Annotated in this window: 12 protein-coding genes and 1 tRNA gene; 5 read left to right on the top strand and 8 right to left on the bottom strand. The window is 65.9% G+C overall.

Annotated features, from left to right (window positions below; genetic code table 11):
• Together GY769_07345 and queF are read right to left on the bottom strand one after the other, a co-directional pair.
• The coding region (locus tag GY769_07345; protein MCP4201733.1) for a HEAT repeat domain-containing protein at positions 1–694 on the bottom strand (694 nt) is incomplete at its 3' end.
• A 74-nt stretch (positions 695–768) separates the two neighbouring features.
• Positions 769–1,173: a preQ(1) synthase gene (queF, locus tag GY769_07340; protein ID MCP4201732.1), complete on the bottom strand. Its 405-nt coding sequence runs from the start codon at positions 1,171–1,173 to the stop codon at positions 769–771.
• Between the two features lie 150 nt (positions 1,174–1,323).
• Between queF and GY769_07335 the strand changes: the two genes are divergently transcribed.
• Entirely contained in the window at positions 1,324–1,872 is a 549-nt protein-coding gene (locus GY769_07335; GenBank protein ID MCP4201731.1) for a hypothetical protein, read from the top strand.
• A gap of 69 nt (positions 1,873–1,941) precedes the next feature.
• Here the strand turns inward: GY769_07335 and GY769_07330 are convergent, their stop codons facing one another.
• The 4 genes from GY769_07330 to GY769_07315 all read right to left on the bottom strand — a co-directional run bounded on the left by GY769_07330 (position 1,942) and on the right by GY769_07315 (position 5,724).
• On the bottom strand, positions 1,942–3,378 hold the full coding sequence (locus tag GY769_07330; protein MCP4201730.1) for an aminotransferase class V-fold PLP-dependent enzyme: 1,437 nt from the start codon (positions 3,376–3,378) through the stop codon (positions 1,942–1,944).
• 95 nt (positions 3,379–3,473) lie between these two features.
• Positions 3,474–3,549, bottom strand: a tRNA-Arg gene (locus tag GY769_07325).
• 78 nt (positions 3,550–3,627) lie between these two features.
• A complete protein-coding gene (locus GY769_07320; protein MCP4201729.1) occupies positions 3,628–4,698 on the bottom strand; it encodes a hypothetical protein in 1,071 nt (356 codons plus the stop codon).
• A gap of 177 nt (positions 4,699–4,875) precedes the next feature.
• The gene (locus GY769_07315) at positions 4,876–5,724 is read right to left on the bottom strand and encodes an arginase family protein (protein MCP4201728.1); all 849 of its coding nucleotides are present in this window, start codon (positions 5,722–5,724) and stop codon (positions 4,876–4,878) included.
• A gap of 269 nt (positions 5,725–5,993) precedes the next feature.
• Here GY769_07315 and GY769_07310 point away from each other — a divergent pair, with 269 nt between their 5' ends.
• From GY769_07310 to GY769_07300, 3 genes are read left to right on the top strand one after another with little or no spacing between them, the layout of a single operon-like run.
• A complete protein-coding gene (locus tag GY769_07310) occupies positions 5,994–7,382 on the top strand; it encodes a hypothetical protein (GenBank protein ID MCP4201727.1) in 1,389 nt (462 codons plus the stop codon).
• A 52-nt stretch (positions 7,383–7,434) separates the two neighbouring features.
• Complete coding sequence (locus tag GY769_07305; protein ID MCP4201726.1) at positions 7,435–8,778, top strand: saccharopine dehydrogenase; 1,344 nt, start codon at positions 7,435–7,437, stop codon at positions 8,776–8,778.
• A 20-nt stretch (positions 8,779–8,798) separates the two neighbouring features.
• Positions 8,799–9,167 (top strand): BlaI/MecI/CopY family transcriptional regulator, encoded by a 369-nt coding sequence (locus GY769_07300; GenBank protein MCP4201725.1) that lies wholly within the window; start codon positions 8,799–8,801, stop codon positions 9,165–9,167.
• Here GY769_07300 and GY769_07295 read toward each other — a convergent pair.
• Positions 9,159–10,274, bottom strand: coding sequence for a CHAT domain-containing protein (locus GY769_07295; GenBank protein ID MCP4201724.1), 1,116 nt, complete (start codon positions 10,272–10,274; stop codon positions 9,159–9,161). The two genes, GY769_07300 and GY769_07295, sit on opposite strands and share 9 nt — an antisense overlap.
• Positions 10,275–10,390: 116 nt before the next feature.
• Between GY769_07295 and GY769_07290 the strand changes: the two genes are divergently transcribed.
• Positions 10,391–10,627 (top strand): hypothetical protein, encoded by a 237-nt coding sequence (locus tag GY769_07290; GenBank protein ID MCP4201723.1) that lies wholly within the window; start codon positions 10,391–10,393, stop codon positions 10,625–10,627.
• A gap of 29 nt (positions 10,628–10,656) precedes the next feature.
• Here the strand turns inward: GY769_07290 and GY769_07285 are convergent.
• Positions 10,657–11,709, bottom strand: a 1,053-nt coding sequence (locus tag GY769_07285) for a dynamin (GenBank protein MCP4201722.1), incomplete at its 5' end; no start/stop codon positions are given.

The following is an 11,709-nucleotide window of genomic DNA, read 5'->3' as shown; positions in this document are numbered from 1 at the left end:
GGGCCAGGCTGCAGGCCGCCCGTTCCCGAACGAAGGGCTCGGGGTCGTCGTGGAAGACTCGCAGCAGATGGGGAATGATCGCCTCGTCTCCCGAATAGGCCATTCCTTCGACCGCCCAATGACGGATCTCGGTCTCGGGATCGTCGAGATAGGGCAGCAGGAAGTCGAGGATCTCGGCGCGCGCCACGTCGCGGTTGGCGAGGAAGCCGAGGACCCACAGATGCCAGGGAGCCTCTTCCGGATGCTCGCGGATGACCTCCTGGTGATAGGCGACCTGTTCGAGAGTCTTCTCGATCGAGAACGCGGCCAGGTAGATCTCGATCGCCGCCGCCCGTACGCGCAGGTTGCTGGAGTCGATCGCGACCCGGAAGAGGGCGTCGAGCCGGCCCTCTATTTTGATCTCACCGGACCAGTTTCCGAGCTCGGCTTCGATCAGCTCGTTGGCGCCTCGATAGCCGTTGATCGCCCGCTCGAGCAAGCGCTCGGCCTGCTCCTGTGGCGGCGCCAGCCGCAGCTCCTCGATCTCGTGCTCCGAGATCACCGGGACCGAAGCCAAGACCGGCTCGCCGCCCAGCTCGATGAAGCGCAGCAGCCGCTCGAACGCGGCGCGCACTGCGCTCGGCTGGCTCGCTGCAACCACCAGCGCTACTGCCAGGGCGAGGCCTGCAAATCGAAGACCGCGGGAGGTGGGCATGCCGGCGACTCTAGCTTGCGTGCGCGAAAGCCTCTATGGCGCGAGCCACAGCACGAGTGCGCGGTGAGCTCGTTTCACTCGGCCGAGCGCTCGGCCGCGGCGAGGATCGCGATACCGCCGCGGGCGTTCTGCCGAACCTCGACCCGCACAAAGGCCGGCTCGATGGCGAAGACGATATCGTCGGCGATCCGTGCCGCCAGCGTCTCGCAGAAGGCGCCCTCGTCCCGGTAGGCCCATAGGTAGTACTTGAGTGCCTTGGACTCGAGACAACGCTTGGCGGGCTTGTACTCGATGACCACCTTGCCGAAGTCCGGCTGGCCCGTGCGCGGGCAGATCGCGGTGAACTCGACGGCGGTCATCGAGACCAGCTGCACGTCCGGCGCCGGGAAGGACTCTCGTTTGAGCTGCTCTCGGGCCTCTTCGACGCTTGTCGGGCGAGGCAATGGTCCATGTTTCGGAAGACCGGTCTTCTCTGACATGCCGTCATTTCATCATGAACGCCCCCGCCCCTTGGGGTGTTGCCGTCGACTCTTGTTGCCGGCTAGCGTGGAACGGCACCTCTTCCGACGCGCCCCCCACGAAACCCGATCGTGCCGGGCTCCCGGAGGAACCCTCGAAGGAGGCGACAAATGAGCAGACTCGAAGAAACGGGTGTTGAGGGCAAGCGGGCTCGGTGGCCGGGTGTTGTGGGCGTCGTCGGAATCATCGTCGCGGTCCTGATGTTCGTCGACCAGGTCGATGATCTGTTGGCGCTACTGGTGTTGTCTCCCGAAACCTGGAGCAGATGGCTCGGTCCCAAGCAGGCCGAGATCGTGGTGCGTCTGATGCCGCCGGTGGGCTGGGTGGCGGTCGCCGCCGTGATCGGGGCGGCCCTCGCGGTCCTTCTGTTCATAGGGTCGATGCGTATTCATCGTCACATGAGATCCGGTGTCGAGCTGTGCCGGAGATGGTCTCAGGTGACGATTGCCTGGGCGGTGATCCAGATCACCGCCGCAATCTCGTGGCTCCAGCGCAACGCCGACTTCATCTCGGACCTGGCGAACGGGGAATGGCAGGGCGCGGCGGCCTTCGGAGTTGTCGTGGCTTTGGGTGTGATGCTGGCGTTTCCGGTGTTCCTTCTGGTCTGGCTCTCGCGACCCGTTGTGCGGCGGGAATACGCGACCTGGCCGACCGCCTAAACGGTTCCCGTCAGGTAGCGTCGAGTGGCAGGCGCGACCCGCTCATCGAGCGGTGCCCGACAACCGCGCTCAGGCCGGTGCGTCCTCGAGGACTCGCCCGGCTTCTGCGCGTCTGCGTTCCTCGGTCAGCGCCCGGGCGGCGGCCTTGATCTCTCCCAGGACGGTCACGATCCGATCCTCGTCAAGGTCCGGACTGACGCACACCAGGCGGACGGCGCTTTCGCCAGCGACGGTTCCATGCCCGATCTTGAGGATGCCCTGCCGGTCCAGGTGGTCGCAGAGCTCTTCGCTCGAGACACCGGGAACCCGGAAGCAGACGTTGACGGTCTCAGGGTGCCGCGCAAGCTCGAGTTGCGGATCTTCCTCGATGATCCGGGCGGCGTAACGGGCCAGGTCGAGAAGGCGCGTCATCTTTCGATCGAGTCCGCGATCGCCATGATGCTGCCAGGCCGCCCATAGCTTGAGCGCATCGCTGCGCCGGCCGCACTGGAGAGATCGAGTGCCCGGGTTGAGCTCCTCCTGGTCGGCTTGGAACAGGTAGTTGGCCGACTCACCGAGGTGTCGGGCCAGCAGCCCCTTCTGCCTCAGCAGCAGCACCGAGCACGCCAGCGGCACTCCCATCATCTTGTGTGCGTTCCAGGCCAGGGAGTCGGCCTCGGCACTTCCGGCGAGAAGATGGCGGTAGGTTCCGGAAAGTAGAACCGGGGCGCCGAGGGCGCCATCGACGTGGAGCCAGATACCCTCTGTGCGGGCGATCTCGGCAATCTCCGCGATCGGGTCGACGGCGCCGAGCACCGTGGTTCCGGCGGTAGCGTTGATGAAGAAGGGGCGCCATCCGGCCTGCCGGTCTGCCTCGATGCTCTCTGCAAGCTCCTCTGTGCTCATCTTGCCGTCGGCGTCGGTCGTCACCTCGCGAACACTGTCGCGACCGAGGCCGAGGATTCCGGCTGCCTTGCGAATCGAGTAGTGGGAATCGCTGGATGAGTACATGGACAGGCGCTCGCCCTGGAAGCCCTTGTCGCGCACGCTTCCGAGGACTTCGTTACGTGCCAGCAGCATGGCCGTCAGATTGGCCAGCGATCCTCCGGGGCAGAAGGTGCCCTCGCCTTCGGGGAAGGGAACCGCGGCGAGCAGTCTAGCCAGCACTTCCAGCTCGACCAGGACCTGGGCGCCGGCGACCTTGTAGGTGTACATCGAGGTGTCGGCTAGGGGCACCAGCATCTCGGCCAGAGTGGCGGCCGGCTCCCGGCCGCCAAAGAGCTGATTGAGAAACCGCGGGCTCGAGGAGGACGGAGTGGCGTCCAGCACCCGCCCCAGCTTGGCGACCACCTCCTCGAATGGACGTCCCTCAGGGCCCAGAGCGATGCCGAGCCGCGCCGAGATCTCTTCCGCCGGGAGGTCTCGAGGGGGCAGCGTCGCTTCGTTGTCCAGAAACTCGAGGCCGAGTCGCTCCAAGGCTCGCAGCGCCTGTTGCGCGAGCTCCTTGCTTTCCAGATCCGTCGGCATCGGCGGGTTGCCACCTGGGCCGAGAATAGCAGCGTCGGCCACAGCCGAGCCCGCCCGTGGCCCCTCGCGGGAAGCGATACCGGAAGTGGACCGAATGGCGCGCCGCGAGGGACTCGAACCCCCAACCGTCAGATCCGAAGTCTGGTGCTCTATCCATTGAGCTAGCGGCGCGTCCGCTGGCTAGTTTAGCGCGCTACGCGGGCCGTTCCCGAGACCGCAGCCCTGGCATGAGCCGGACTTCCGGCAGCGTTACTTCGAAACCCAGCCTGAATCCGCGCAGATATAGAGAAGCCCGGCAGCGTTGTCGACCTTCATCCTGCCGCGTTCAGATCCCTCGTCGCAATCGGCTGCGAGCGGGGCTCCGGAGGTCAGAGCGAGCTCTGCGTAGCCGGATACGCTGACATCGCCATCTACGTCCAGTGCTGTCGAGGGATCGGACTGGCCGATGCCGACGTTCCCGTTGGCCTTTATGTGAATACTGCTGGCTGGTGAAAGATCCTCGATTCTGATCTGCTGGTTTCGGCCAATTCCCATTTGCAGATCACTGGAGCTGACAATGATTCCGTTGATGAGCGCAGTACTCGCTGTCTTCCAAAGGATCCCGTTGGATCCGACGGAGCTGTCAATCACCATGGTTCCGTCGAGATTGAACTCTCGGTCCATGTCGATTGTTCTTATTCCGACCCTGTTAAAGGAGTCCACGTACAGCCCGGTAATCCCGGCGTTTCCTGTGACATGAAACATGGGGGTCAGAGGGCCGCTGTCTCGTGATACTTGCAGCTGTGCCCCCACCGCGGTCGCGGCGGATCTCGGCGCGGCCGCCTCGAGCCTCGCCGCCATGGCGGCCGGGCCGTCGACCGAAGGCGCCGCCGCCTCGGGTCGGGTGCCGAGGTAGCTTCGGACGACGTCCAGGGCCTCCTCGAGCTCCTCCTCACTCGGCCCGGGAGCGACCTGAAACAGGCTCGGAGCCGACCACTCCGAAGCCGCCTTCGCGCCTACAGCCCGTGCGCTCCAGGCGTAGCGGCCGCCGCGCTCCAGGCAAAGGCCGAGCGAAGGCGTCCAGCTGGTGGCTCCGCCGGGCACCGTCTGCCACAGCACTTCCGTGGATTCACCCTCGACCTCACCGACCTCGTAGAGCACGAGCTCGTAGCGGGCTGCGGCCTGAACCTCCGTCCAACTGAAGGTCGGGCAGGCGTCGGCGACCGTGGCGAGCTTCGAGACGTGCCCCGGCGACACCGCCACGGGAGGCGCGGCGGCCAGGGCAGAGCCTGCGAGAGAAACCAAGAGAAGTGCGGACAAAGAGACTATGGACAGCGCCATATTTGAACCTCCTTCTCCCCGTGGGGACGGATTGTCTCACATTCGCTTGGACGCGAGCTCTGGGCGGCACCCCGTGGGGCGTCACCTCCGCGGTTTGGCGATCCGCGGCTGGAGGCAGCCGCGTGCCTCCTGGAGCGAAGCCTCTCCGTGCGAGCGAAAGGAGGGCACCGGCGGCCTCTATCGGTCCTGTGGATCGAGAAGCGCGGCGAGGACATGGGCCGCGACGGCCGGCCCGGCATTTTCCTCGTCGAATGCAGGGTCGTAGGAGGCGAGGCCAATGCCGGCCACCGGCGCTCCGCGGCCGACTGCATTGATCGTGGCCTCGAGCTCGGCCAGGGTCAGTCCCTGAGGGGTCGCGAAGCCATTTGCCCGTAGAACCGATGGGTCCAGAACGTCCAGGTCGACGTGGACGTAGATCCGTCGGGCGCGGCGGCCAAAGTTCTCGAGGGCTTGGAGCCCAGGTTCGCTGCGAAGCCTCTCCACCGAGAACGCCTCCATCCCCCAGGCCGCGATGTGCTCGCTCTCCGGCGCATCGAGGTCGCGAGCTCCGACGATGCCGGCGAGGTGACCCGGCACGGCGGCGAACCCCGGAATCGTGGCAGCGAGTGCCCTGAAGGCCTGACCCAGCAGCATGGCGTAACCCATGCCGTCGAAGAAGCCCGACTCGGTGGTGTCCGAGGTGTGGAGATCGCCGTGAGCGTCGTACCAGAGCACGCCGGTGCCGGCGGAACCGATGCCGCACACGGCGCCCACCGCAGCGTTGCAGTTACCCGAAAGCACGATCGGGAAGCGCTTCGTGGCCACGGCCTCCCTGACCGAGCGGCTTATGCGGCGCATTAACTCGACCGCCGCGCCGATCTCGCCGTGCAGGCCCGGACCGAGATCGAGCCGGATCAACTCGACGTCGTGACCGGCGTTGCCGAGCCCCTCGGCCAGACCGGCGTTGATCAGATGCCGCGGCCCCGCGCCCATGCGTTGCGATCGAAAACCGCTGTCGTAGGGCGATTCAACGAGGGTTAGCTTCACCCTGCAAAGCTACCAGCCGAAGAACTCAAAACCGAGCCCGCTGCCCTGGCCGACCAAGTCCTCCGGGGTCCTCTGCGCCCCCTGCCGAAGTTGCTCTCCGCAGAAGCCAGGGCAGTGGAGTCGGGGGACGCGAAACCCTCAAGACAACCGTGCGCGCGGGATGCCGCGGGCGATAGACTCAAATCGACCGGAGCCCGCACCGAGTGGTCGCCTGGCTCCGCGAAGAGGGGCAGCCAGGGAGTTCTCGAGCGAGAGATGAGCAGATGACGGTGAAGATCGGAATCAGACGCGAGGACAAGAGCCGCTGGGAGCGGCGGATTCCCCTGACCCCGACCGACCTGGCGGCTCTGAGCGAAGACCCGGGACTGGAGTTCGTCGTCCAACCCTCTCCGATCCGGGTGTTCGACGATGAGGACTTTCGGCGAGCCGGCGTCGAGATCGACGAGGATCTCTCCAGTGCCGAGATCGTCCTCGCGGTCAAGGAGATACCTGTGGATCTGCTGGCGGCGGAGAAGATCTACGTCTTCTTCTCGCATGTGATCAAGGGGCAGCCGCACAACATGCCGATGTTGGCGCGGTTGATGGAGCTGGGCTGCTCATTGGTCGACTACGAGAAGATCGTTGATGATGCCGGCCGCCGCCTTATCTTCTTCGGCGTGCACGCCGGTCATGCAGGCGCGATCGAGACACTATGGTGCCTGAGTCAACGGCTCCGTGCCGCCGGGCTGCCCGATGCCCTCGAACCTCTCTCTGAGATCCGGCACGCCTACGAGTACGAATCACTGACGGCGGCGAAAGCACACCTGAGCGCCGTCGGCGAGCGAATCCGGGAGCGCGCGTCGGGGCCGGGCGACCGGCCGCTGATCTTCGGCATCGCCGGCTACGGCAATGTGGCGCGCGGCTGCCGGGAAGTTCTGGATAGCCTCGGCGTCGCCGAGATCGCGGTGGCGGATCTAGCCGCCGCAGCCGCGGGTGAGGTGGCGCCCCTGGCTCTGCTGCCGCCCCTCCTGCGGGTGGTGTTCAAGGAAGAGGACATGGTCGAGCTGCGGCGGGATTCGAGCGGAGCAGCCGAGCCACGGGACGAAGACACCGGGTTCGATCTCCAGGACTACTACGATCACCCAAAGCGCTATCGGGGCTGCTTCGAGAGGCACCTGCCGCACTTGGACGTGCTGATCAACGCCGCCTATTGGGACGAGCGCTATCCGCGTCTGGTGACGCGGGAGTGGGCGAGGCGCAGCTACACGGGCGGTCGGCGGCCGCAGGAGTCGCGGCGGCATCAGGAGCCGCGCCTCATGGTGATCGGCGACATCAGTTGCGACCTCGAGGGCGGGATCGAGCTCACGACCCGCACCACCGAACCGGACTCTCCATGCTTCACCTACGTACCGCAGAGCGATAGCGTTCGCATGGGATGCGACGGTCCCGGGCCGGCGATCATGGCCGTTGACAATCTGCCCTGCGAGCTGCCGCGCGAGGCGTCGGAGGAGTTCAGTCGCGCGCTGCGCGCCATGGTGGCCGAGCTCGCCGGTGCCGACTGGCGGGCCGAGTTCGAACAGCTGGAGCTCGCTCCCCATCTCAAGAACGCAGTCATCGTTCACCGGGGCGAGCTGACACCCGACTACCGCTACCTGGGCGAGCACCTGAAGGACGCGTAATAGGAGTGAGGCCAGCAATCCGGCCAATCTGGCCACTCATCAGGAGAACTCAATGAAGAAGGTACTGGTTCTGGGAGCGGGACTCGTGACGCGGCCCTTGGTGGGCTATCTCCTCGATCGGGGCTACGCGGTGACCTGCGCCAGCCGCACGGTCGCCAAGGCGGAGAAGCTGATCGACGGTCACCCGCACGGCACCGCTTACGAGCTCAATCTCAAGGACGAGGGCCGGCTCGCGGACTTCATCAAGAACTGCGATCTCGCGGTGAGCCTGGTGCCGTTCGCCTTCCACCCGACCGTGGCCAGAATGTGCATCGAGCAGCGCAAGCCCATGGTCACCACGAGCTACGTTTCCGAGGAAATGGAGCAGCTCGACGGCGCCGCCAAGGACGCGGGTGTGACGATCCTCAACGAGATCGGCGTCGATCCGGGCATCGACCACATGTCGGCCATGCGGATCATCGACGATGTCAGAGGCCGCGGCGGCAAGATCGTCGCCTTCAAGTCCTACTGCGGCGGCCTTCCGGCTCCCGAATCGAACGACAACCCGTTCGGCTACAAGTTCTCCTGGGCGCCGCGCGGCGTCCTGCTGGCGAGCCGGAACGGCGCGCGGTACCTGCTCGACGGACGTCGGGTCGAGGTCGAGCCTGAGCGTCTGTTCCGAGACATGCACGTGCTCCAAGTCGAGGATTTCGGCGACTTCGAGGCCTACCCGAACCGCGATTCGATCGCCTACGTAGACATCTACGGGCTCCAGGGCATCAAGACGCTCTATCGCGGCACCCTGCGCAACATGGGCTGGTGCGACACCCTCTACAACTTCCGCCGGCTCGGACTGCTCGACCTGGAAGAGGTCGATGTGGCGGGTCAGACCTACGCCGATTTCATGCGTGCTCGGCTCGGGGCCGGCTCCGGCTCGGACGAACTCCGGCTCGCGGCGGCGCGCAAGATGGGCGTGCCGCCCGATGCCCTGCCGGCCTGGAATCTCCATTGGCTGGGCATGTTCAGCGAGCGTGCCCTCGGTGTCGACAGGATCTCGCCGCTCGACGCCCTCGGCAACCTGATGTTCGAGAAGCTGGCCTTTCAGCCGGACGAGCGCGACATGCTCGTCCTCTACCATGACTTTCGCGCTGAGTACCCAAATGGAGCGAGCGAGCGCATCACCTCCAGGATGATCGACTTCGGCTTCGCGGGTGGGGATTCATCGATGTCGCGGACCGTTTCACTGCCCGCAGCCATCGGTGTCGACCGGATTCTCAGCGGCAAGATCGAGACCACCGGCGTGCTCCGACCGGTGACGCCGGAGATCTACGAGCCGGTTCTGGATGCCCTGTCCGAGTTGGGAATCGAGTGCGTGGAGGCGACGGAGACGCTGGAGCCGGGAGCGGTGGTGGCCTGATCGAAAGGGAGAAACAGACCATGGCGAGACCCAAGACCAAGCCCGGTGAGGAACGGCTGTCGCCCTCCGAGTGGCAGATCATGCGGATCTGCTGGAAGCTGGGACGCGCGAATGTCCGGCAGATTCTGACGGAAGACCGCAAGAGGCGGACGCGCGACTACCGCACCATTCTGACGTTTGTCAGCCGGATGGCCGCCAAGGGCTATCTGAAGGTCGAGAAAGAGGGCAACAGGAACTATTACACGGCCGCCCTGTCCCAGAAGAAGGGACTGCAGCGCGAGATCGAACGTTTCTTCAAGGAGGTCGTCGGGCCCGAGCGGGGGAGCCTGGAGCTCGTCCAGAGGGCACTGGATCGGCGCGCCCGGCGAACCCGGAAGCGCTCAAGATAGTCTGCCGAGCGAGCGCCGGCACCAGAGCGCGAGCAGAAGCCCGAGAGCCGCGGCGCTCGCGACCCAGATTCCGGAGATCCGTCCGGCGCGGCCTTCGGGCATGGGTACCAAGTCGCCGTTCCCGAGGACCACGAGGCCGGCCCAGGCCGAGGCCGGTCGCCGCTTCGAGATCCACCGTCTCTGGGTCGAGGCCACGGCCTGACTAACGGTCTGGCCCTCGGCGAGATGGGCATAGAAATCCTCGAAAAACGCCGCCGCTTCGCGATCGTCCAGACGCCATAGGCTGCCGACGACGGCGTGCGCGCCGGCCTCGAAGAACGCCCGGGCGAGGCTCAGGACACCCTCGCCGCGCAGCACGTTCCCGGAGGCGCTGTTGCAGGAGGAAAGAACGACCAGCTTGCCTTCGAGCCCTTGCAGTCGGACGATCTCTGCCGGGCGCAGAAAGCCGTCTTCGGTGTCGTCTCCAGGGGCCAGCAGGATGGCGGAACGCTGTGGCCGCTCGGAGTCGGTGACCGAATGGGCGGCGAAGTGAACCACTCCGTAGCGGTCCAGATTCTCTCGCTTGAGAAAGGCCTCGCTCGCCTCTTCGTTCGCGACCAGCCGGGTGGGTCCTCGGAACCGGCGCGCCACGCTTCTGCCCTCGCGTTCGGCGAACGGGAGCCGACCGAGATCGGCCGCCGATTCGAGTCCGCTGGCCCGAGCTCGAGCCGGTTCGGCGGCATTCGAGATTGCCGGGTTGGCGAGGACGAGCGCGCCCAACGAACGACCGTCGGACGCGCCGGCATCGCCCTGCCGTTCTCGCCAGCGCAGCCAGAGATCGGCTGACGGCACCAGAGTGAGCTCGAAACGATCGATCAGCGGCGGTGACCCGAGGCTGGGGCGCAGCGCGGAGAAGGGTAGGAGGTTGAGCAGTCCGTCCGGCACCAGGACCAATTTGCGGACTCGAGGGTCGAGCTCCTCGAGAGCCTGTTGGACGGTTTCCCGGTAGAGCCGAACCGCCGGCCGGCCTTCTGGCTCGGACAGGCCGAGAAAGGCTTTGATCCAGGGCTCGATGGATGCCCGGTCGGCCTCCAGAGGAACCACGCGCGTCCCGGATCGGGTCGTCACCAGCAGCCAGGAGCCGCCCAGGAATCTGTGATCCCAGCCCTGCCGGCTGGGACGTTTGGGACGCCGCCGATCCGTACCCGAGCCTGTGCTGCGGACTCGCCGGGCGCGCCTACGCGTTGCTCAACCTCTACCGGCATACCGGGGACCGGGGGTGGCTGCGCCGGGCCGGCGACCTCGCGCATCAGGCCGCGCAGGAGCGCTCGAGGATCACCGAGTATCCCTACAGTCTGTACAAGGGTGAGCTGGCCCTCGCGGTTCTGGCAGCCGACCTCGAGCGGCCCGAAGACTCGGCCCAACCGTTCTTCGAGGTGGAGGGCTGGCGAAACTCTGAGCCCGGCAAGTCCAGTCGGTAGGGGGACATCGCGGAACGGTGTCGCCGACCTCAGAGCGCCTGGATCTCGGCTTCGAGCTGCTCGAACTGGCCGCCGAGGCTCTCGAGGCCGGCCTCGAGATCGCGCAGGGTCTGGCCCTCGGCCCGAACGAAGCGCGTGTAGGGCGTGATCGACTCCTGGATTCTCGCGGCGCTACGCTCGATCTCGCGATCGAACTCGGCGGTGAGGCCGTCGACGAGCTGGTTGCGAAGCGAGACGATCTTGCGCCGGAAGTCGGTCTTGGCTTTGCGCTTGCGGGCCGGCAAGATGAACAGGCCGACGATCGCGAGGCCGGAGGCCGCCAGGATTCCGGTGATATCCGCGACCTGGGTGGTTGCGAGCACGCTGAAGAGAGTGCCCAGTCCGACCGCACTGGCTTCGACGATGGCCGTGCCGGCAACGGCGCTCTGGACGCTCTCGGCGAGCCGCTTGGCCTCGGCCTGCTGGTCGAAGGCGTCGATGGAGCCGCGCGCCGAGCGGCCGACGCTTTCCAGCAGCTCGGCCCGGTTGTAGTCGAAACGGCCGAGCTCGCCGAGAATCTCGCCATTGCCGCGAGCGGCATGGCTTTGCCGGCGATGTTCGATCTGTGCCGAAACGTCTTGCCATTGCTTGAGCTCGGCCGCGAGTAGCCAATCGATGATCTCGTGGACCTTCTCCTCCAGCCGGGCAGGGGTTTGCTCGACGACCTTGCGCTCGAACTCGGCCCGGATGCGCTCTTTGTTCATCAGGTCGAAAGCGCGCGTGATGCGAAGCGTGTCGTCGAAGAACTCGATCCCGCGGTTCTCGAACTCCAGGAGCTCGTTGTCGACATCGGAAAGCCGAAAGCGAAACGCTTTGCGCAGATCGTCCTGATAGAGAGCCAGCTGGGTCTCGATGCTCTTGAGGGACTGGATGTCGGCGGAGAGGACCTCGAGGCGGCCCTCGACTTTTTGCAGCGTCTGGCCGGCGACGCGCCGGCCGATGCCGAGCGGGCTCATAAGCTTGAGGCGGACCCGCTCGGTCTCGTCCAGAACCTGGGTGATGTGTTGCTCGAGATCGTAGAAGCGGCTCTCGGCGAGCAGCAT

The sequence above is a fragment of the bacterium genome (assembly GCA_024224155.1).
Taxonomy (GTDB): Bacteria; Acidobacteriota; Thermoanaerobaculia; order Multivoradales; family JAHEKO01; genus CALZIK01.
This window is presented reverse-complemented; position numbering and strand designations above follow the sequence as displayed.